Here is an 18,721-nt window from a genome sequence, read left to right as displayed (position 1 = left end):
GTTTTAACAAGTTCTCACGTTTCTGTTTGCGCAATGGACCAAGGGCGTTATTCCTCCTAGACCGGATGGTGACGAGATCCGAAACCAACAAGATGAACAAGAAACTGATGCTCGACCGTGTCATGCGAAAACTGATTGATCCTCCGTTGAATAAAATGGGGCAGGGCGTGGCGGCGTTGGGTATCTCTGCCAATATGGTGACCCTGATTGGGCTTGGGTTGGGGCTGATTGCTGCCGGCCTTATCGTTGCGCAAATCTATTCTGTTGCTCTTGTCTTCATGTTGCTTTCTCGACTGGCGGATGGGCTTGACGGTGCGGTGGCTCGAACACGCGGGCCGACCGCATTTGGAGGCTATCTCGACATCGTTTGCGACTTTGTTTTTTACGGGGCTGTTCCGTTCGCATTTGTCCTTGCGGACCCCGCGACCAACGCTTCTGCTGGGGCCTTTCTGCTTTTGTCCTTCTATGCCAATGGCGCCAGCTTTCTTGGATATGCCATTCTGGCGGCCAAAGCTGGCATAGAGACGCGCGCGCAAGGTGTGAAAACGCTATATTACTCCAATGGAGTTCTAGAAGGCACTGAAACTATTGCATTTTTTGCAATTCTTTGCCTCTTCCCAGCAATTTTCCCGGTTTTGGCCTGGGGGTTCGGTATCCTTTGCTTCCTCACGGCCGGGTTGCGCGTATTTGGCGCGTCCAAACTGTTCTGACCTGATATGAAAGATGGAGAGACCATGATCAAAACAATGTTGAAGGCAGCCGTTTTCGGGGCGTTGGTCCCGTTCTCTGCGCAGGCCGACACAGATCCGGGCAACTGGAGTGACGTGCTCCAAAAAGCTGAGGGGCAAACTGTCTATTGGAATGCCTGGGGCGGATCGCCGACGACCAATGCGTTTATTGCCTGGGCGGGCCAGCGGGTGCAGGAAGCATATGGGGTGACGGTTGAACATGTGAAGTTGACCGATACGGCGGATGCGGTGACGCGGGTGCTTGTGGAAAAACAGGCGGGTAAGGACGATGATGGTGCGATTGATCTTATCTGGATCAATGGTGCGAATTTTGCTTCGATGAAAGAAGCAAACCTGTTGTTTGGGCCTTTTGCCGAACAGCTTCCCGGCTGGCGGTATGTTGATGTTGAGGGCAAAACGGTACGCACCGATTTCACCGTTCCGGTTGAAGGATATGAAAGTCCTTGGGCGATGGCGCAGGTCGTGTTCATGTATGACACTGCAGATATCGATGCGCCTTTGCTGTCGGCCAAGCAGATCCTTGAGTGGGCAAAAGCGCATCCGGGTCGATTTACCTATCCTCAACCGCCTGACTTTCTGGGAACCACGTTTCTCAAACAGATGCTGGTTGACCTGATCGAAGACCCCACGTTGTTGTCGCAACCGATGTCGGATGAAACCTATGCCGACGTAACCGGACCGCTTTGGGCATATCTGGAAGAGCTCACTCCGGTTCTGTGGCGCGAGGGCAGGGCGTATCCTCCCAACGGAACCAGACAAATCCAGCTGATCAATGACGGAGAGCTGGATCTGGCGATTTCCTTCAGCCCAGGTGCGGCGTCAACAGCCATTGCAAACTATGAGTTGCCTGACACGGTCCGCACATTCGTCCTGCAAAAGGGTACCATTGGCAATGCCTCCTTCGTGGCAATTCCCTATAATTCCGGTTCCAAGGAAGGGGCCATGGTTCTGGCCGACTTTCTGCTGAGCCCAGAAGCGCAGGCCCGAGCCCAGGATCCGAATGTGCTTGGATATGGCACGGTGCTGGATGTTGCAGCGTTGTCTGATGCTGATAAAGCCCGGTTTGCCGACCTCGATTTGGGGATTGCGACCTTGTCGCCGGAAGAGTTGGGGCAAGCGCAGGCTGAACCTCATCCGAGCTGGATGACGCGCATTTCGGAAGACTGGCAAACCCGTTACGGTGTGTCGCAGTAAAATTGTCTCTATTCGCCTGTTTAGGGACTGATATGCGTCAGTCGGGAGCGTGAATGTCAAACCGAGCCAGCCTATTGTCTGTCTTACCGGGCTTGACCCTTCTGGTGCTGCTTGGCCCGGTTTTTGCCGGACTCTATGGCGTGGTCCTACCCGCTTTTGGCCATCTGCCCGCCGCAGGCTATGTCGGCCCATCGACCGAGCCGTTTCGGGACCTGTTGGCCTGGCCGGGGTTGGGGGCATCGGTTTGGCTGTCTCTGACCACCGGTTTTGCGGCAGCCGCTTTGTCACTGCTCATTGTGGCGCTGATTCTCGCGGGGTGGTCGGGCACCCGATGGTTTGCCTGGGTTGAACGCGCGCTCTCGCCATTACTGTCGGTGCCGCATGCGGCAGCAGCCTTTGGGTTCGCGTTCCTCATTGCGCCATCCGGTTGGGTGTTTCGACTGATCTCACCCGGTCTGACCGGGTGGGAGCGACCGCCGGATCTGTTGATCCTGCAGGACCCGGCGGGGCTTTCGCTGATCGCGGGAATGGTGATGAAAGAAGTTCCGTTCCTGTTGTTGATGTCCATTGCTGCGTTGGGCCAGGTTGGGGGAGACCGGCGGCTGATTGTGGCGCAATCCCTGGGCTATGGGCGTGTCGCAGGTTGGCTGATCGCTGTGTTCCCCGCCATTTATCAACGGATTCGACTGCCGGTTTTGGTTGTGCTGGCATGGTCCATGTCTGTGGTTGACGTTGCGGTCATCCTTGGGCCTTCCACGCCGTCCACCCTTTCTGTTCAGATTGTGCGCTGGATGTCGGACCCCGATCTGGCGTTCAGATTGCGCGCCGCTGCGGGCGCATTGCTGCAATTTGGGCTGGTTCTGGGGGGGCTCGCCCTATGGTGGGGGCTGGAACGGGTGTTGGCGGGTCTCTGTGGCCTTCTGGTGGCGCGTGGCGTTCGGTTTGAGGTGGATGGTGCCGCACGGGGTGGAGGGCTGTTCTTGGCGTTCAGCGTCGTTCTGTGGCTCATGCTGGGCCTGTTGGGAATGTTGGTTTGGTCATTTGCTGGGTTTTGGACCTTTCCTGACCTGTTGCCGGACCAGTTTACCCTGCGCAGCTGGCAACGACATGCCACGGGCAGCCTGAATGCCACGCTTGAAACCGCTTTGATTGCCGGAATTGTGGTGAGTTTGGGTCTGTTTCTGACCATAGGATGCCTTGAAGCAGAAGAGCGTCAGGGCAAACGTCTGAGCAGCCGTGGGATGTGGCTTCTGTATCTGCCGCTTCTGGTGCCGCAAACCGCGTTCCTGCCGGGCTTACAGACCTTGATGCTGTCGTTTGGGATCGAGACGGGCAGGGCAGGGGTGCTGCTGGCTCATCTGGTCTTTGTGTTGCCTTACATGCGCCTTTCTCTTCAGGATCCGTGGCGACAATGGGATCAGCGGCAGGCTTTGGTGGCGGCGTCGCTTGGCGCTTCTGCGAACCGGGTGTTTTGGCAGATCCGCCTGCCAATGCTGTTGGGACCAGTCCTGACGGCGCTTGCGGTCGGCGTGGCGGTTTCGGTTGGGCAATATCTGCCAACCCTGCTGATGGGCGGCGGCCGGGTGGAAACCCTGACAACTGAAGCTCTGGCCCTGTCATCCGGGGGCGATCGTCGCGCGATTGGTGTGTTTGCGTTGTTGCAGACCGTGGTGGCGCTTGCGCCTTTCGCCCTGGCACTGTTGGTCCCTGCGCTGGTCTGGCGCAATAGATTGGGGTTGCGACATGAAGGATAAATCCATGGGATTGAGCCTGAATAGGGTCGAAATCACTCACAATAAAACGCCGTTGGTGTCATTGGACCGGCATATCAGTCCCGGAGAGGTGCTGACGCTCATGGGGCCATCCGGGGTTGGGAAATCGACCCTTCTGTCTGCCGTGATCGGATCCTTGGCTCCGGCTTTTGATCTGCGCGGCAGGATCATATTGAACGGAGAGGACATTACCGACAGGCCTCCTCATTTGCGCCGGATTGGGATCCTTTTCCAGGATGCCCTGTTGTTTCCACACCTGTCGGTCGGCGGGAACTTGGCGTTTGGTCTGGCGCCCGGAGGCCGGCGTGAACAGCGCAGGGCCACGGTAGAACACGCACTGGCACAAGTTGGGTTGGAAGGATTTGCAGACCGCGATCCTGCGACGCTATCGGGGGGGCAGCGTGCACGTGTGGCGTTGATGCGTGTCCTGCTTTCACGGCCGCGGGCCCTTCTTCTGGATGAGCCGTTCTCAGGGCTGGACGAAACCTTGCGCCATCAGATCCGCGCAGTTGTGTTTGAGCAGGCGAGGTCGCAAAACCTGCCTGTTCTGATGGTGACCCATGATCGGGAGGATGCCTTGGCCGCCGCCGGGTCGCTTGTGGTTTTAGGGGAGAATTCGTCCAAAAACAGTCTCTAACCTGCCCGGATCTACTCATCCATTGGTGCATCAAGGCTGATTACGGGGGGTCTCAATCTGAGGGGTGTTCAATGATTGATGCGCAGCCCAGGTTTTCCCAAATGATGTTGGTGCATTTTCTTGCGGCATTTATGGTGCGATGCGCGTAAAACCCTGCCAATGAACGAATCCGGTGGATGGCCGGGAGATTTTCGGGACCGATGCAACACATGCAACAGCAGCAGCCCATGAACGGGATACGGTTTGACGACGTATCTTATGCACGCGATGGAAAGGCAATCCTGGCGGATGTGTCACTGTCGGTCTCTGCGCGGCGCGTGGGGGTTGTTGGGCGCAATGGGTCCGGGAAAACCACGCTGTCTCGCCTTGTGGCCGGCCTTTTGGACCCGGATACGGGCGAAATCAGGGTCGCCGGCATCTCTCCTTCCAAAAATCGCAAAGCGGCGTTGTCCGCTGTTGGGATCCTGTTTCAGAATCCGGATCACCAGATTATTTTCCCCACGGTTCTGGAAGAGCTGTGTTTTGGTCTGACCCAGATGGGAGAGACGAGGGAGGCGGCAGAAAAACAGGCTCTAACATGGCTTGCAGACTATCAGGTAACACATTGGCGAGATGCTCATGTCAGTCAGCTGTCACAGGGGCAAAAGCAACTTTTGTGCCTGATGTCAGTGTTGGCGATGCGCCCGAAATGGTTGATCCTTGATGAACCCTTTTCCGGTCTGGACCTGCCCATTCGGGCACAGTTGACACGGCGTCTTGCCCGCTATGATGGCCACCTATTGCATGTGACCCATGCGCCAGAGGACCTGACCGGGTATGACGATGTGATCTGGCTGGATCAGGGCCGTTTGGTGGGGCAGGGGGCGCCGGATACTCTGCTGCCTGCCTATCTGGATGAAATGGCGCGGCAAGGAGAGAGTAATGATCTCGCTGACCTCGCCAATTAAGACCCCCCACATGATTGGCCCGCCGGGGTTAAGCTGGCGCTTTTGGGGGGCGCAACTGTCGCCCTTTTCTCGGCGCGCACGATCCCACCGCAGCTGGCGGGTTTTGCCCTGATGGTGGTGCTCTATGCGCTGCCCGGAATGGAATTTGCCAAAGCGGGCTGGCGCGCGGTGCGGGTGATCTGGCCGTTTGTGGCCCTGATGGCGGCCTGGCATCTGGTCACCGCAGATTACGAGGCGGGCAGTGTGATCGTTCTGCGGATGATGACGGCGGTCGGGCTGGCCAATCTTGTCACCATGACCACGCGCCTGTCGGATTTCATTGCGGTGATCCGCTGGATCACCCGGCCGTTGCGGCGGGTTGGGCTGCGGGCGGAGGCGCTTGAAATCGCAATCGCTCTGGTCATCCGTTTCACACCGGTTCTGGTTGAGAAAGGGCAGGGGTTGCGCATGGCGTGGCAGGCGCGTTCGACCCGCCGGCCCGGCTGGCGTATCGTGCTACCTTTTACGGTGCAGGCGCTGGATGATGCGGATCATGTGGCCGATGCCTTGCGCGCAAGGGGTGGGTTTCAGGCCATGCAGATGTCAGACACAAATAAATAATACGATCCTGAAGGAGTGAGGGTTATGGAACGGAATGTGACTTTGATTGCGCTGTTTGCGGCGTTGATTGCCGCGCTGGGGCTGATCCCGCCGATTGCGCTGGGGTTCGGGGTGCCAATCACGGCGCAAAGCCTTGGGGTGATGTTGTGCGGTACGGTGCTGGGGGCCCGTCGCGGTGCGCTGGCGGTGCTGCTGTTTTTGCTGCTTGTGGCAATCGGTTTGCCGCTTCTGGCCGGTGGCCGTGGCGGGTTTGGAGTGTTCGCCGGACCGACCGCTGGGTTTCTTGTGGGTTTCCCGATCGGCGCATTTGTCATCGGTCTGATTGTTGAAAAGATGCGCGCAGGCAACCTGGCTGTGGTCGCGGGGCTGGCAGCCATGATTGGCGGCATCGTGGTGGTCTATGCGTTTGGCATTGCTGGATTTGTCTTTGTGACGGGCAAAGGGGTGGCAGCGTCCGCGGCGATCATGGCGCCCTTCGTGCCGGGGGATATCGTGAAAGCGGTGATCGCGGGCTTGCTGACACAGGCCCTGTTCCGGGCGCGTCCCGCCAGCGTGTTGTCGCGCAGCTGAACAAAAGGCGTTTCCGGTTGCAGTTGTGACCCAGATCTGCCCGGAAACGCTTAGCTGCCCCGATAGGTGGAATAGCCGTATGGGGAGAGCAGTAGGGGCACGTGATAATGTGCCTCTTGCGACATGGCGAAACGGATCGGCACCTGATCAAGAAATAACAGATCATCGCCGGTCCAGTCGCCGACCTGCCCGGATTTGCGCAGATAGGCTCCGCAAGAGAAAACCAGCTCGTATTGACCCGTTTGAAACCTGTCAGGCGGCAGGATCGGCGTGTGGGTCCGCCCATCTGAATTGGTTACGGCCTGAGCAATGTCTTCCCGCGCATCCCCGATAAGGCGAAACAGGGTGATGGAAATGCCCTCGGCGGGGCAGCCGCGTGCGGTGTCAAGAACATGGGTGGTGAGATAGCCGGTCATGGGATCCTCGCCCGATGGTTGGATGGATTGTCAACAATCCATACCCTGCCGCATCCGCCGCGCCATGTCGAGCATTCGGTTGGAAAAGCCCCATTCATTGTCATACCAGCCGAAGACGCGCAGCAGCCCTCCAGGACTGATCGACAGTTCAGGCCCTGAAATCACCAGGCTTTCCGGGCGCATCCGCAGATCTGACGAAACCAGCGGCTCTTCGGTCCATCCCAGCACCGCGCTGGACTGGGCAATCTCCTTCAGCCGGGCGCGGGCCAGACCCTCGGGAATGTCGTGTTCCACTTCGACCACAAGGTCAATGCAGGAGACCGAGGCGGTGGGCACGCGGATGGCGCGGGCTTCAATTTTACCTGCAAGCGCGGGCAGAACTTTTCCGACCAGCTGATGTGCAGAAGTGGTGGTGGGCACCATTGACAGGGCGGCGGCCCGCGAACGCGCCGGGTTGGCGCGGGGTTTGTCCACGGTTGGCTGGCTTCCGGTATAACAATGCACCGTGGTCATGTGTCCACCGATCAACCCCCACTCCCGGTCGATCACTGCCAGCAGCGGAGCCAGTGCGTTGGTGGTGCAGGAGGCGTTTGAGATGATCTTGTGGTCAGCAATATCCGCATCATTTGCGCCCAGAACCACGGTCATGTCCGCCTCGTCCGAGGGGCCGGAAATCAGCACCCGAGAGGCCCCCGCTGCCAGACCTCGCTCGGCCATGGCGCGTTTGCCCGCCATGCCGGTGCATTCGAACACGATATCCACATCCGACAGGTCCATCACGCTGATGTCGGGATGGGCATGAAACGGGATCCTCTGGCCGTTGACAATCAGCGCTTCCGGCCCGGTTTCGACCGTGCCGGCCCAGGGCCCGAACACGCTGTCATATTTGAACAGATAGGCACAGGTATCCAACGGCTCGATATCGTTGATGAAAACGACCTCAAACTCGCTCGGGTCTGCCAGCAGGATGCGCAGGATCGAGCGGCCGATCCGGCCAAACCCATTCAGGCCAATTCTGATTTTACGTGTCGGTGACATGGGGACTCCGCAGCAGAGGTAATCCGGGAAAGAGAACGCTACTGTGCGCGGCAGGGCAAGGGCAAAACGTGCGCTTGACGCATTGGATTGTGGCAGCGGCGCTGTTTCACCAATTTGTGCTGAAAACCAACCTGATGGCGCGGATGAAACAGGCCGAGATGTGATACCGGTCAGAACTCTCGAAACAGTCGGCCCGCCCCGATCTGGGGATCCTGCACGCCGGCCAGTCGCAGCATGTGCCAGGCCAGGGCCTGATTGCTGGAAAGCGCCGTTACCCCGGTGCGGGCCTCGATCTCGTCCAGAATATCGAGGCAGCGCAGGTTGGTGCAGGAGATGACGATCGCGTCACAGGGTTGCGCTCTGGCAACCGTGACCGCCGCGTTCAGGATGGAGGCCTCGCTGATCCGGGCCACCACCGGGTCGCGCCCTTCTTCGAAAGAGCCGAACCCTGCGATCTCAAATCCGGCATCCTGCAATCTGCCGCGCATCCGGCTGGAGACATTGGCCACATAGGGTGTCAGAAACCCAAGCCGTCTTGCCCCGATTTTCCGCCCGGCGGCGATCAGGGCGGCAAGGGGATCCGTGACCAACACGCCGGGAAACACGGTCTGGATCGCTTTTGCCACCTGTTCTGATCCAATCACGGTGGCGGCAGAGGTGCAGCCATAGCCGATCACATCAAATGTCAGGGACGGGGGCAGAAGCCGGACCGCAGCGGGCAGGTCTGCCTCCATTTTCGCCAATGTGTCCGGGGCGATCTCTGCCACCATCGGAATGCGGGTATGGTAAAGCGCCACACCGGGGCGGGGCACCATCCGGGCAAATTCCGGCTCCAGCGTTTCGTCCGTTTCCAAGACCACGGTGCCCAGGGTGGCTTGGGTGCCAATGCCCATGTCGGTTTCAAATGGAAGTTTCATGAGATCACCGGCAATTCCGGGGCAGCGCGGTGAGAGAGCAGCTCGGCCCCCTCCGCCCGCACTACGATATTTTCTTCATGCACCATGATACGGCCATCGCCATAGCTCAGCGAGGGTTCCAGCGTCAGCACCATGTTTTCCTCGATCACCGTCTGGTCCCAGGCCACATGAGAGGGCCATTCGGTCAGCTGCATTCCCAACCCGTGACCCAACCGGCCGACATCGCCATCCGAGGCACCGCTCTGATCCAGTTCGGAAATGACCCGCTGCATTGCATGAAACAGATCCGCGCAGGTGGCGCCGGGCCGGGCCGCCGCAATCCCGGCTTCGGTGGCCCGCCACAATACATCATAGGCGCGGCGTGACGCATCATCCGCCTGACCAATTGCCCAGTTGCGGTCAAAATCGCAGAAATACCCGTCCCAGGTCATTCCGGTATCCAGCATCATGATGTCCCCTTTTTGCAGCGGGCGACGGGACGGGGGCGAAATCACGTCATGATAGCCCCCCTGATCGGCCCCACCGACCAGATAGGGCACATCATCCGCGCCCTGCAAAAGGGCTTCGCGGCGAAAGGCGCGGAACGTGTCCTCAAAGGCCTGGCCTTCATGGGCCAGCATGGGCACCTCGGCGAATGTGTGTGACCCGATGGCACAGATCCGGGTGAGCTTTTCAATCTCGCGTTCGGATTTCACCATGCGCAGCCCGCGCACAATCGCCGTGCAATCGGCGATATGCAGACCAGGGAGCTGCGCCATCAGCCGCTCGTAATCGCCAAGCGGCATACGTAGGGCGGTTTCGTGGCCCTTCATCACACCGATGGTTGCGCCCCGTGCGGCAAGGGGCGACAGAAGGTCGGTCAGCAGGCTGATCCCGTCATCGTCCGGGGCCGGGGCGGCCCATGTGCGAATGTCCTCAACCCAGGTCTGGCGCATCAGGGCGGCCCCGATTTCGGGGATGATTGCAATCGGTTTGCCCTCAAGGGGCACAAACAGGAACCACGGGCGGGTCGGGCTTTGCCAAAACAGCGTGTGAAACCCGCTGAAATAGCGCAGCTCTGCTTCGCTCAGCAGCAACATCCCCGCCAGTCCGGTTTCCGCCATGCGCGCCTGCGCTGCTGCGGTGCGGGTGGCAAACTCCTGTTCAGGAAAGCCGCGGGTCAATTCATCAGACATTGTCCTGCCCGTCCATGATGGCTGCAAAAATATCCGGGTCGGTCACCCCTTCTGAGCCGATAAACAACACCCGCGAATGGGCGTCCAGCCCAAGTGTGTCGGACAGGGCTGGATCCTGTCGGGCCGCAATCAGGGCGGCCAGCCCCGCCACGGCGCTTTCCCCGGCCTCGATGGCCTCATCCCCAAATTCGGGCCGTGCCAGAAGACGCACGGTTGGTGCGACAATGCTGTCGGGAATGGTCAGGAAGTCACTGGCCTCCTCCGTAAGGATGTCCCATGCCATTTCCGAAGGTTCCCCACAGGACAGTCCGGCCATGATGGTTTCGTGCTGAATGGCAAAATTGGTGGCCTTGCCCGCCCTGGCACTGTCAAACAGGCAGGCCGCCAGTTCGGGTTCGACGATCACCACGCGTGGCGCGTCCTGCCCCCAATACTGCCGCAATCCGGCTGCGACCGAGGCGGCCAGCCCGCCCACACCCCCTTGTAAAAACACATGGGTCGGGGCCTGATCGAGGGCCTCGCAGAGCTCGCGCGTCATCACGCCATACCCTGCCATCACATCGCGGGGCGGTTCGGTATACCCCTCCCACGAGGTGTCCGAGACCACGAACCAGCCGTTTTCGTCGGCTTCGGATTTTGCCAGCAGGACGCTTTCGTCGTAATCCCCCTTGATGCGCACCACGTCCGCCCCCAGCGCGCGCATGGCTTCGGCGCGCCCTTCGCTGACCTCGGCATGGATATAGATGCGACAGGGGGCGCCCACGGTCTGACACCCCCAGGCCAGCGACCGGCCGTGATTGCCATCAGTGGCAGACACCAGAGTGATGTCTTTCACCTCGTCGGCATAGCGGCCTGTGCGGATATCGGCGGGGGTGATTTCCTGTCCCAGCCGGGCGGACAGTTCACGTGCCAACACCCGCAAGGCGGCGTAAGACCCGCCAAGCGCCTTGAAACTGCCCAACCCGAACCGCGGTCCTTCGTGTTTATAGTGGATTGCACCCACATTGATTTCGCGCGCAAGCCCGGCAAGTGAGATCAGCGGGGTCGGAGCATAGCCCGGCCAGGCGGTGATCTCGGCCCAGCTTGCGGCGAAATCCTGTTCTGACAGAACGGAAAACGCCGCTTTGGCGGGCTGCGGATTGCCCTTGGTGTGGAGGAGGGATGCCGTCGAGAAGGCGCTGTGCATCAGATGTCCTTTCAGTCTGTGCGGGGGGGCAGACGGTCGCGGACCAGCTGCACCCAGAACTCTGACCCAATGGGCAGCAGAGCGTCGTTGAAATCGTAATCGCTGGCGTGCAGCGGTTGGCCATGCGGCCCCTTTTCGCCATTGCCCAGGAGCAGGAAACATCCCGGCACCGCGGCGGAGAAATGGGCAAAATCCTCGGAAAAGCTCATTGGGGGGCGGTTGCGAACCACATCACAGCCCGCGGCCTCGCCCGCGCGGTAGACCGCCTGTGTCGGGGCTTCGGCATTAAGGGTTTCAATGAATTCGGTGTTGAACTGAACGTCCACCGTGACGCCATGTGTGGCGGCAACGCCCTGTGCAATCTGATGCATGAACCCTGCCACCGCCTCGCGGTCTTCGGGGAGGCGGGCGCGCACATCGCCTTTCAAAACGGCCCGTCCGGGCAGGACATTGCGCTGCCCGTCGGTCAGGAACTCGGTCACCGAGACCACGGCACCGGCGCCGGGTGCCAGTTTGCGCGACACGATGGTCTGCAAGGCAAGCACCAGTTCCGCCCCAACCGTGATTGCGTCCACGCCGGTATGGGGCATCGAGGCATGACCGCCCTGACCCTGGAGGGTGATTTCAAACAGGCTTTCGCTGGCGCAGATCTGACCGGTCCGGGATGAGATCTGACCCAGTGGCGCGCCGGGAAGATTGTGGATGGCATAGACCTCGTCAATCGGGTGACGGGTCAGCAGGCCGTCGTCGATCATCGCTTTGGCGCCCAGCCCGTGCTCCTCGTTCGGTTGGAAGAGGAACACCACCGTGCCGTCGAAATCCGGGGTCCGGGCCAGCCGCTCGGCAGCCCCCAGCAGCATGGTGACATGGCCGTCATGGCCGCAGGCATGCATTTTCCCCGGTGTGGTCGAAACATGGTCATGTTGCGTGGTTTCATGGATTGGCAACGCGTCCATATCAGCGCGCAGCCCAATCGCCCGGTTGCCCCGTCCCGCGCGCAAAATACCAACGATCCCAACACCTTCCTCCACCTCAATCCCAAGGGCGCGAAGGTGGTCTGCAATCACCTGCCTGGTCCGGGTTTCCTCAAAACCCAGTTCGGGGTGCCGGTGAAGGTCGTGTCGCAAAGCGGTCAGGCGGCGATGGAAGTCGTCCATGGGGTCCTCGTGGGGGTCCTCGTGCTGTGGTAGGTTCAGAATTCCGCAAAATAGACGAGGTATGGCGTATCAATTTCGGCAATATGCGATAAAATTCAGACCAAATTGGCAAAACTGTGATGGAAATCAGAATGGATGAGAAGGACCTGGCGATCCTGCGCCTTGTGCAGGGCAATGCGCGCATGACCGCAGAGGCGATTGGACAGGATGTCGGTTTGTCGCCACCCGCGGTGCAGAAGCGGCTCCAGAAACTGCGCGCCAGCGGTGTGATCGAAAAGGAGATCGCCGTGCTGTCGCCCGCAAAACTTGGCCGTGAAATGACCATTATCGTTGAGGTGATGATGGAGCGTGAGAACCGCGCCTCGCTGGATGCGTTCAAACGCAAGATGCGCCATGCCCCCGCTGTGCAGCAATGTTATTATACCACCGGTGAGGGGGATTTCGTGCTGATCCTCACGGTGAAGGATATCAAGGAATACGAGGCCTTCACCCAGGATTATTTCTTTGAGGAGAGCAATATCAACCGGTTCAAAACGGCGGTGGTGATGGATCGGGTCAAGACCTCTCTTGATGTGCTGTGAGGGGTGTGGGCCGGCGCGGGGCTGAACATCCGGCCGGTGTGAAACTTTAAAGTTTCACACGGGTCAAAATGCCAAAGTTTAAAGTTTCTGACCGCCGCAGAGGCGAAGTTTAAAGTTTTTGCTTGCAGGCTCCGCCCCTGCGCGCCCCTCTTCACGCCGCCGGTTTCTGCGCAATCAGCCAGACCGGGTGATAGGTCAGCGAGACCTGCCCATCCTGCTCGAACCGGGCCCGATACCCGTCACAGAAGTCGCGCAGACACGCCCGGGTCCAGACCGCGCGGGCCGCCCCGTTCACACCGGTTGCCCGCAAATGACGCAACACCTCCTGCGCAGAGGTGAACCAAAGACGATGACAGCGCCCGCGTGCTTCATGGATCCTGAACCCTTCTAGGGGGGCGGCAAGTGTTTCGGGGTGGCACAGGCCCGGTGCGCCTGCCGCCGACCCCAATGCGGACAGTTCGCGATATTGCTGTGGTCCGAACCCGGACAGCGCCAGCCAGCCACCGGGGGCAAGCTGGTCCGCCGCCCGCGCCACCAGTGCCGCCGGATCCCGCATCCATTGCAGGGTCGAGGCCGAGGCGATCAGGGTGGGCCTGTCCGGCCAGGGGGTGCGACGGATGTCTCCGGGGTGGAACGCGGCCCCATGGGCGCGCGCCACCTTGGCCGCCTCAGGCACCAGATCGTTCAGGGTCAGCTCTCCAAAGGTGAACCGCGCGCGGAGCGCCCCGGTCAAATGCCCGGTGCCGCAGCCAAACTCGAACCCGCTGGCAAAATGGGACGGTGCGCCATGGTGCTGCAACCGGCGGGCCAGAAGCGTTGCAATGGCGGCCTGCAGGCGGGCATTGGCGTGATAGGTCTGGAAATTGCGGGCAAAGCTGCGCCCGACGCGGGCGGAGGGGGGCGCCGAAGGGGAGGGGAGCGCATTCATGACAGCCAGCCCTGCCAGGTTTGGCCGGGGGCAAACGGCATATGTGGGGCGTTGATCTCTCGGATCTGATCTGCCTGCGCGGCCCAGGCCTGGCGTTGGGCGGCGCTGGGGATGATCCGGTCCTGGGCCGAGATCCAGATCCTGTCGAAATGCCGTGGTCTGGCATTGCCCCGCGCAAGGATCGCGAGAAGTTCATCCCGCCGGGGGGCGATGTCGATCTGTGGCGGGGCGGTCATCCCGGCGCGGCGGCAAAACCGGGCAAAGCTTGCCTCGGTCAACCCGTCGGCCGTGGCGCGGACCACCTCTGGCCGGATGCCCTTTTGCGGATCCGCGGGGCAGGGGGTGCCGTTCACGGCAACAAGGTGATCCGGGGAAAAGCCGGTCTGATCAAGCCAGTGCAATGCCGAAGCGACCCCGAAGGAATAGGCCAGAACAGTGACGGTTTCATAGGCCGTGCGGTCGGGCGGGGGCAGGTCAAGACAGCGGTAATCATCGACAAACAGCAGATCCTGATCCCCTGTTTGATCCCCTGTTTGATCTCTGGCCTGCCCCCCGGTGAGTGGCGCAAATGGCTCGGGTCCAAGCGCCCATCCCCCAAAAAGGATAATCAGCGCGGGGGCGCCGGTTCGGGTTAGCCATCGGGCGTTCATCCATGCCCCCTTGCAAGCTCGACCATGGCGGCGGTCACGCGCGACAGGTCGTCGGGGGGGATGATGAAGGGCGGCATGGTATAGATGTTATGGGCAAAGGGCCGCAGCCAGACCCCGGTTCGGGGGGCGGCCGCATGGGCCACGCGCGGGTCAACCGGAGTATGCATTTCGATCACTCCAATTGCCCCCAGAACCCGCACGTCCCGCACGCCGGGCAGGCTGCGGGCGGGGGCGAGTTCCGCCTTCATCTGTGTCTCTATTGCGGCGATTTGTGCCTTCCACGCGCCGGTTTCGATCAGCGACAGGCTGGCCGCCCCGGCTGCACAGGCAAGGGGGTTGCCCATATAGGTCGGCCCATGCATGAACACGCCCGCCTCTGATCGGCCGATGCCATAGGCGATGTCCTGTGTGGTCACGGTGGCGGCAAAAGAGATATGCCCGCCGGTCAGGGCCTTTCCGAGGCACAGGATGTCCGGCGTCGTGTCGGCCATCTCGGCGGCAAACAGCGCGCCGGTGCGGCCAAAGCCGGTGGCAATTTCGTCGAAAATCAGCAGCACGTCATGGGCAGCACAGAGGGCTTTTGCCTCTTTCAGGTAGTGCGGGTGGTAAAAATACATTCCGCCAGCGCCCTGCACCACCGGTTCGACAATCAGGGCTGCGATGCGGTCGCCCTTGTCGATCAGCAGTTTTGACAGGGCCGCGAGGCCGTTTGTCACCGGGTCGTCGCTCCAGTCCTGATCAATGGTCACGGCGGGGCGGGGCAGGAAATGCTGGATCTGCAGCGCGCCGTGAAAGAGGCCATGCATCCCGTTCACCGGATCGCAGACGCTCATCGCCTTCCAGGTATCCCCATGATAGCCGCCGCGGATGGTCGCAAATTCCACCTTGTTCCTGTGGCCGGTGGCGATCTGGTATTGCACCGCCATTTTCATGGCCACTTCCACCGCCACGGACCCGCTGTCGCAATAGAAGATCCGGTCCAGCCCGTCCGGCAGAAGCCCCACCAGCTTGCGGCCCAGCTCAATCGCCGGGTTATGGGTGAGGCCGCCGAACATCACATGTGGCAGCGTGTCGATCTGCGCTTTCATCGCCGCGGTGATCTGCTTGTGGCGGTGGCCGTGAATGGTGCACCACCAAGAGGACATGGCGTCGATCATCTGCCCGCCATCGTCCCGGGTCAGCCAGATGCCCTCCGCCCCGGTGATCAGATGCATTGGGCCGGGATCGGCCACGTTGGTATAGGGGTGCCACAGATGGGTGGCGTCAAAGGCGCGGGGGGAAAGCGTGTCTTTCATAGCGCGCTCCGGATGGTGGGCATGTCGATCGCGCCAAAGCCCCTGCGCAATGTGTCGGGTGTGATCTCGTCCAGGGGGGCGAGGCGGCCAAGATGGGCGACGGAATTCATCTCGGAAATGGTCTGTTCGACCTCGGGGTCCGGCGGGCCGTTGAAAATCACGCCAACCACGTGGCACCCCGCCCCGCGCAGGGCGCGCAGCGACAGGGTGGTGTGGTTGATTGTGCCCAGCTGGGTGCGTGCGACCAGCACAATCGGTGCCTGCCAGCGGGCAAACAGGTCGAGGTAGAAATGCCGGCGTGTCAGCGGCACCATCACGCCGCCTGCGCCCTCCACCACCAAAGGCCCGTCGATCTCGGGCAGGGCCAGCTCTGCAAGGTCGATCTCGACCCCGGCCGCCTCGGCGGACAGGTGCGGCGAGGCCGGAAGGGGCAGGCGATAGGTTTCGGGCAGCGGGGTGACGCCGGTCAGGCGGGCCACCAGCGCGCTGTCGGTTTCGTCCTCCAACCCGGATTGCACCGGCTTCCAATAGGCCGCGCCAAGGGCTGCGGTCAGTCCGGCTGCGATGATGGATTTCCCGACCCCGGTATCGGTTCCGGTCACGACAAGCGGTTTCATGCGAGGGGCTCCATTGAGGGGTGCGGAGGTGCCATGGGGCAGGTGGCGGCGATGGCCTCCATCAACTGCGTGATCTGCGGGTGGGTCACGTTCCCGGTGATTGAGACACGCAGCCGCGCGGTGCCACGCGCAACGGTGGGCGGACGGATGGCGCGAATGTCGAACCCCAGGTTTTGCAGATCCTGCGCCGCCCGCATCGCCGCCTGATCGGTCCCCAGCACCACCGGGATGATCTGGCTTGAGAGGTCAGGCAGGGCCAGCACTCGTGCGGCTTCGTCATGGGCATGACGGATCCGGGCCTGCGCGGCCCGCACGCGGGTGGGGTGCTCGGCCAGCCCGGCCAGCACCGCCCGCACAAGGGCCGCATCAAAAGGTGACGGGGCCGTGGCAAAGATGAAGGGCCGCGCGCGGTTGACCAGCGTGTCGATCATGACGCGCGCGCCACAGATCAGCCCGCCGGATACCCCCAGCCCCTTGCCACAGGTATGCAGCGTGAGCAGGTGATCGCCAAGAGGCCCCGCCGCCCCATGGGCAAGCCCTTCGCCGCGCGCCCCGAACACACCGGTGGCATGGGCCTCATCCACCACGAGTACTGCGTTTTCCTTAGCGGCGAACCGGGCCAGCTCCTTCAGCGGGGCCACGTCCCCCTCCATCGAATAAACCGATTCCACCGCAATCCAGACCTGAGCGCGCTCCCGCTTCGCCCCGCCTTCTGCGCGCCAGCGTGCCAGTGTGCTGCGGGCCGATGACAGGTCATTATGGGCAAATGCGCGCGCCTCAGCCCGGCCCAGCCGCATCCCTTCATGGGCCGAGGCGTGGACCAGCGCGTCATGCAAGATCAGGTCGCCCGCCGCGGGAAGGGTGGAGAAAATCGCCTGATTGGCCTGAAACCCGCCGCCCATGAAAAGCGCGGCCTCGGCGCCGAAAAACAGCGCGGCCTCCTGCTCAAGCGCCTGATGCTCTGCGTGGTTGCCCCGTAAGAGCCGGGATCCGCCCGACCCCAGGGGCACATTGCGCGACAATGCGTCCCGTGCCGCCGCCTGCAAAAGCTCTGACCCGGCCAGACCAAGATAGTCATTCGAGGCAAAATCCAGCCCTGCGCGCGGGATCAGCGCCCGCCTGCGATGGCGCGTGGACAGGGCGTCAAGTGCGCCGGACAGGCGGGCGGTGACGCTCATTCAGCGGCCTCAACCGGGGCGGTGCTGGCCCCAAAAGGGCGCAGGTTGGGGATCGGGGGCTGCTGTGCGGCTTTCTTCTTGTCGCAATCCATATGGTCGGCCGCGACCATCGGTTTAAGGCCGAGCCGGGCAAACAGCGCCATGTCCTTGTCGTCTTCGGGGTTGTCCGCGGTCAGCAGCGTGTCGCCACAGAAGATCGAGTTGGCCCCGGCGAAGAAACACATTGCCTGCATCTCATCCGTCATGTCGCTGCGGCCTGCCGACAGGCGCACATGTGAGAGCGGCATCATGATGCGGGCGGTGGCGATGACGCGGACAAAAGCGATCGGATCAATCGGTTTCAGGTCTGCCAGCGGGGTGTTTTCCTGCGGCATCAGCATGTTGATCGGCACGCTGTCGGGGGCCTCTTCGAGGTTGGCCAGGGTCACCAGCATATCAACCCGGTCCTGTCCTTCCTCGCCCATGCCAAGGATGCCGCCAGAGCAGACCTTGATCCCCGCTTCGCGCACCCGATTGAGCGTGTCGATCCGGTCCGCATAGGTGCGGGTGGTGATCACCTCGGGGTAAAACCGTTCCGAGGTGTCGACATTGTGGTTGTAGTAATCCAGGCCTGCATTTTTCAGGCGAATGACCTGCGTATCGTCGAGCATCCCCAGCGTCATGCAGCTTTCCATGCCCATGGCCTTGACGCCTTCGACCATGGCGATGAGCTGGTCCATGTCGCGTTCTTTGGGTTCGCGCCAGGCCGCCCCCATGCAATAGCGCGTGGCCCCGGCCTCTTTGGCCTTGCGGGCTTCGGACAGGACGCGCTCGACCTCGATCAGTTTGGAGGCGGTGAGTTTTGAGCCGTTCCGGGCTGATTGTGAGCAATAGGAGCAGTCTTCGGCGCAGCCGCCGGTCTTGATCGACAGCAGGCGCGACATCTGCACCTTGTTGGGGTCGAAATTGGCCCGATGCACGGTCTGGGCCTGAAACAGCAGGTCCATCAGCGGTTGGTCATGCAGGGCGAGCGCCTCTTCCCGGGTCCAGATTTTCTTGCCGTTTTCCATTTATAGATAAAACCCCGTTAGGTGACATTTGGTTGGAGATATTATCTATAGTTTTTGAAAAGGCA

The 18,721-nt window shown here is 61.3% G+C and carries 20 protein-coding genes; 8 read left to right on the top strand and 12 right to left on the bottom strand.

The window, feature by feature from the left end; genetic code table 11:
• Positions 1–107: 107 nt before the first annotated feature.
• The 7 genes from AKJ29_RS11585 (at position 108) to AKJ29_RS11555 (ending at position 6,469) form a co-directional block, all read left to right on the top strand.
• Complete coding sequence (locus AKJ29_RS11585; RefSeq protein ID WP_055191118.1) at positions 108–710, top strand: CDP-alcohol phosphatidyltransferase family protein; 603 nt, start codon at positions 108–110, stop codon at positions 708–710.
• A gap of 24 nt (positions 711–734) precedes the next feature.
• Complete coding sequence (locus AKJ29_RS11580) at positions 735–1,943, top strand: ABC transporter substrate-binding protein (RefSeq protein WP_235477493.1); 1,209 nt, start codon at positions 735–737, stop codon at positions 1,941–1,943.
• Positions 1,944–1,996: 53 nt separating this feature from the next.
• Complete coding sequence (locus AKJ29_RS11575) at positions 1,997–3,697, top strand: ABC transporter permease (protein ID WP_055191043.1); 1,701 nt, start codon at positions 1,997–1,999, stop codon at positions 3,695–3,697.
• Positions 3,698–3,701: 4 nt separating this feature from the next.
• The gene (locus tag AKJ29_RS11570) at positions 3,702–4,352 is read left to right on the top strand and encodes an ATP-binding cassette domain-containing protein (RefSeq protein WP_235477483.1); all 651 of its coding nucleotides are present in this window, start codon (positions 3,702–3,704) and stop codon (positions 4,350–4,352) included.
• Positions 4,353–4,579: 227 nt separating this feature from the next.
• Complete coding sequence (locus AKJ29_RS11565) at positions 4,580–5,299, top strand: energy-coupling factor ABC transporter ATP-binding protein (protein WP_055191113.1); 720 nt, start codon at positions 4,580–4,582, stop codon at positions 5,297–5,299.
• Positions 5,300–5,341: 42 nt separating this feature from the next.
• On the top strand, positions 5,342–5,899 hold the full coding sequence (locus AKJ29_RS11560; RefSeq protein WP_314732202.1) for an energy-coupling factor transporter transmembrane component T family protein: 558 nt from the start codon (positions 5,342–5,344) through the stop codon (positions 5,897–5,899).
• Between the two features lie 24 nt (positions 5,900–5,923).
• A complete protein-coding gene (locus AKJ29_RS11555; protein ID WP_055191039.1) occupies positions 5,924–6,469 on the top strand; it encodes a biotin transporter BioY in 546 nt (181 codons plus the stop codon).
• Positions 6,470–6,519: 50 nt separating this feature from the next.
• Here the strand turns inward: AKJ29_RS11555 and uraH are convergent, their stop codons facing one another.
• The 6 genes from uraH to AKJ29_RS11525 all read right to left on the bottom strand — a co-directional run bounded on the left by uraH (position 6,520) and on the right by AKJ29_RS11525 (position 12,358).
• On the bottom strand, positions 6,520–6,885 hold the full coding sequence (uraH, locus tag AKJ29_RS11550; RefSeq protein WP_055191037.1) for a hydroxyisourate hydrolase: 366 nt from the start codon (positions 6,883–6,885) through the stop codon (positions 6,520–6,522).
• Positions 6,886–6,915: 30 nt separating this feature from the next.
• Positions 6,916–7,923, bottom strand: coding sequence for a type I glyceraldehyde-3-phosphate dehydrogenase (locus AKJ29_RS11545; protein WP_055191035.1), 1,008 nt, complete (start codon positions 7,921–7,923; stop codon positions 6,916–6,918).
• 170 nt (positions 7,924–8,093) lie between these two features.
• Entirely contained in the window at positions 8,094–8,840 is a 747-nt protein-coding gene (locus tag AKJ29_RS11540) for a maleate cis-trans isomerase family protein (protein WP_055191034.1), read from the bottom strand.
• On the bottom strand, positions 8,837–10,015 hold the full coding sequence (locus tag AKJ29_RS11535; RefSeq protein ID WP_055191032.1) for a M24 family metallopeptidase: 1,179 nt from the start codon (positions 10,013–10,015) through the stop codon (positions 8,837–8,839). The genes AKJ29_RS11540 and AKJ29_RS11535 overlap by 4 nt, the downstream gene beginning before the upstream one ends.
• A complete protein-coding gene (locus AKJ29_RS11530; RefSeq protein ID WP_055191030.1) occupies positions 10,008–11,201 on the bottom strand; it encodes a diaminopropionate ammonia-lyase in 1,194 nt (397 codons plus the stop codon). The genes AKJ29_RS11535 and AKJ29_RS11530 overlap by 8 nt, the downstream gene beginning before the upstream one ends.
• 11 nt (positions 11,202–11,212) lie before the next feature.
• Positions 11,213–12,358 carry an amidohydrolase gene (locus AKJ29_RS11525; protein WP_055191028.1) on the bottom strand — a complete coding sequence of 382 codons (1,146 nt, stop codon included), beginning with the start codon at positions 12,356–12,358 and terminating at the stop codon, positions 11,213–11,215.
• 131 nt (positions 12,359–12,489) lie between these two features.
• Here AKJ29_RS11525 and AKJ29_RS11520 point away from each other — a divergent pair, with 131 nt between their 5' ends.
• Entirely contained in the window at positions 12,490–12,939 is a 450-nt protein-coding gene (locus AKJ29_RS11520) for an Lrp/AsnC family transcriptional regulator (RefSeq protein WP_055191104.1), read from the top strand.
• Positions 12,940–13,090: 151 nt separating this feature from the next.
• Here the strand turns inward: AKJ29_RS11520 and AKJ29_RS11515 are convergent, their stop codons facing one another.
• The 6 genes from AKJ29_RS11515 to bioB are packed head-to-tail and all read right to left on the bottom strand — an operon-like array spanning position 13,091 to position 18,656.
• The gene (locus AKJ29_RS11515; protein WP_055191026.1) at positions 13,091–13,867 is read right to left on the bottom strand and encodes a methyltransferase domain-containing protein; all 777 of its coding nucleotides are present in this window, start codon (positions 13,865–13,867) and stop codon (positions 13,091–13,093) included.
• The gene (locus tag AKJ29_RS11510; RefSeq protein ID WP_055191024.1) at positions 13,864–14,517 is read right to left on the bottom strand and encodes a pimeloyl-ACP methyl esterase BioG family protein; all 654 of its coding nucleotides are present in this window, start codon (positions 14,515–14,517) and stop codon (positions 13,864–13,866) included. Before AKJ29_RS11510 ends, AKJ29_RS11515 begins: the two co-directional genes overlap by 4 nt.
• Positions 14,514–15,812, bottom strand: a complete 1,299-nt coding sequence (bioA, locus tag AKJ29_RS11505; protein ID WP_055191022.1) for an adenosylmethionine--8-amino-7-oxononanoate transaminase — start codon at positions 15,810–15,812, stop codon at positions 14,514–14,516. The genes AKJ29_RS11510 and bioA overlap by 4 nt, the downstream gene beginning before the upstream one ends.
• Positions 15,809–16,429 (bottom strand): dethiobiotin synthase, encoded by a 621-nt coding sequence (gene bioD / locus AKJ29_RS11500; protein WP_055191020.1) that lies wholly within the window; start codon positions 16,427–16,429, stop codon positions 15,809–15,811. Before bioD ends, bioA begins: the two co-directional genes overlap by 4 nt.
• A complete protein-coding gene (locus AKJ29_RS11495; RefSeq protein ID WP_055191018.1) occupies positions 16,426–17,607 on the bottom strand; it encodes an 8-amino-7-oxononanoate synthase in 1,182 nt (393 codons plus the stop codon). Before AKJ29_RS11495 ends, bioD begins: the two co-directional genes overlap by 4 nt.
• On the bottom strand, positions 17,604–18,656 hold the full coding sequence (bioB, locus tag AKJ29_RS11490) for a biotin synthase BioB (protein ID WP_082392584.1): 1,053 nt from the start codon (positions 18,654–18,656) through the stop codon (positions 17,604–17,606). The genes AKJ29_RS11495 and bioB overlap by 4 nt, the downstream gene beginning before the upstream one ends.
• Positions 18,657–18,721: the final 65 nt, after the last annotated feature.

It is taken from the genome of Aliiroseovarius crassostreae (genome assembly GCF_001307765.1).
Lineage (GTDB): Bacteria > Pseudomonadota > Alphaproteobacteria > Rhodobacterales > Rhodobacteraceae > Aliiroseovarius > Aliiroseovarius crassostreae.
Note: the sequence above shows the minus strand (reverse complement) of the source record. Positions and strands in the feature narration are given on the sequence as shown.

What these genes read in the sequence shown, in the direction of transcription:
- AKJ29_RS11520 (WP_055191104.1), top strand. Translation starts at nt 12,490, where the DNA reads ATGGATGAGAAGGACCTGGCGATCCTGCGCCTTGTGCAGGGCAATGCG.
- AKJ29_RS11530 (WP_055191030.1), bottom strand. Translation starts at nt 11,201, where the DNA reads ATGCACAGCGCCTTCTCGACGGCATCCCTCCTCCACACCAAGGGCAAT.
- AKJ29_RS11525 (WP_055191028.1), bottom strand. Translation starts at nt 12,358, where the DNA reads ATGGACGACTTCCATCGCCGCCTGACCGCTTTGCGACACGACCTTCAC.
- AKJ29_RS11585 (WP_055191118.1), top strand. Translation starts at nt 108, where the DNA reads ATGCTCGACCGTGTCATGCGAAAACTGATTGATCCTCCGTTGAATAAA.
- AKJ29_RS11535 (WP_055191032.1), bottom strand. Translation starts at nt 10,015, where the DNA reads ATGTCTGATGAATTGACCCGCGGCTTTCCTGAACAGGAGTTTGCCACC.
- AKJ29_RS11510 (WP_055191024.1), bottom strand. Translation starts at nt 14,517, where the DNA reads ATGAACGCCCGATGGCTAACCCGAACCGGCGCCCCCGCGCTGATTATC.
- bioD (WP_055191020.1), bottom strand. Translation starts at nt 16,429, where the DNA reads ATGAAACCGCTTGTCGTGACCGGAACCGATACCGGGGTCGGGAAATCC.
- AKJ29_RS11545 (WP_055191035.1), bottom strand. Translation starts at nt 7,923, where the DNA reads ATGTCACCGACACGTAAAATCAGAATTGGCCTGAATGGGTTTGGCCGG.
- AKJ29_RS11575 (WP_055191043.1), top strand. Translation starts at nt 1,997, where the DNA reads ATGTCAAACCGAGCCAGCCTATTGTCTGTCTTACCGGGCTTGACCCTT.
- AKJ29_RS11555 (WP_055191039.1), top strand. Translation starts at nt 5,924, where the DNA reads ATGGAACGGAATGTGACTTTGATTGCGCTGTTTGCGGCGTTGATTGCC.
- uraH (WP_055191037.1), bottom strand. Translation starts at nt 6,885, where the DNA reads ATGACCGGCTATCTCACCACCCATGTTCTTGACACCGCACGCGGCTGC.
- AKJ29_RS11565 (WP_055191113.1), top strand. Translation starts at nt 4,580, where the DNA reads ATGAACGGGATACGGTTTGACGACGTATCTTATGCACGCGATGGAAAG.
- AKJ29_RS11515 (WP_055191026.1), bottom strand. Translation starts at nt 13,867, where the DNA reads ATGAATGCGCTCCCCTCCCCTTCGGCGCCCCCCTCCGCCCGCGTCGGG.
- AKJ29_RS11570 (WP_235477483.1), top strand. Translation starts at nt 3,702, where the DNA reads ATGGGATTGAGCCTGAATAGGGTCGAAATCACTCACAATAAAACGCCG.
- AKJ29_RS11540 (WP_055191034.1), bottom strand. Translation starts at nt 8,840, where the DNA reads ATGAAACTTCCATTTGAAACCGACATGGGCATTGGCACCCAAGCCACC.
- bioB (WP_082392584.1), bottom strand. Translation starts at nt 18,656, where the DNA reads ATGGAAAACGGCAAGAAAATCTGGACCCGGGAAGAGGCGCTCGCCCTG.
- bioA (WP_055191022.1), bottom strand. Translation starts at nt 15,812, where the DNA reads ATGAAAGACACGCTTTCCCCCCGCGCCTTTGACGCCACCCATCTGTGG.
- AKJ29_RS11495 (WP_055191018.1), bottom strand. Translation starts at nt 17,607, where the DNA reads ATGAGCGTCACCGCCCGCCTGTCCGGCGCACTTGACGCCCTGTCCACG.
- AKJ29_RS11580 (WP_235477493.1), top strand. Translation starts at nt 735, where the DNA reads ATGATCAAAACAATGTTGAAGGCAGCCGTTTTCGGGGCGTTGGTCCCG.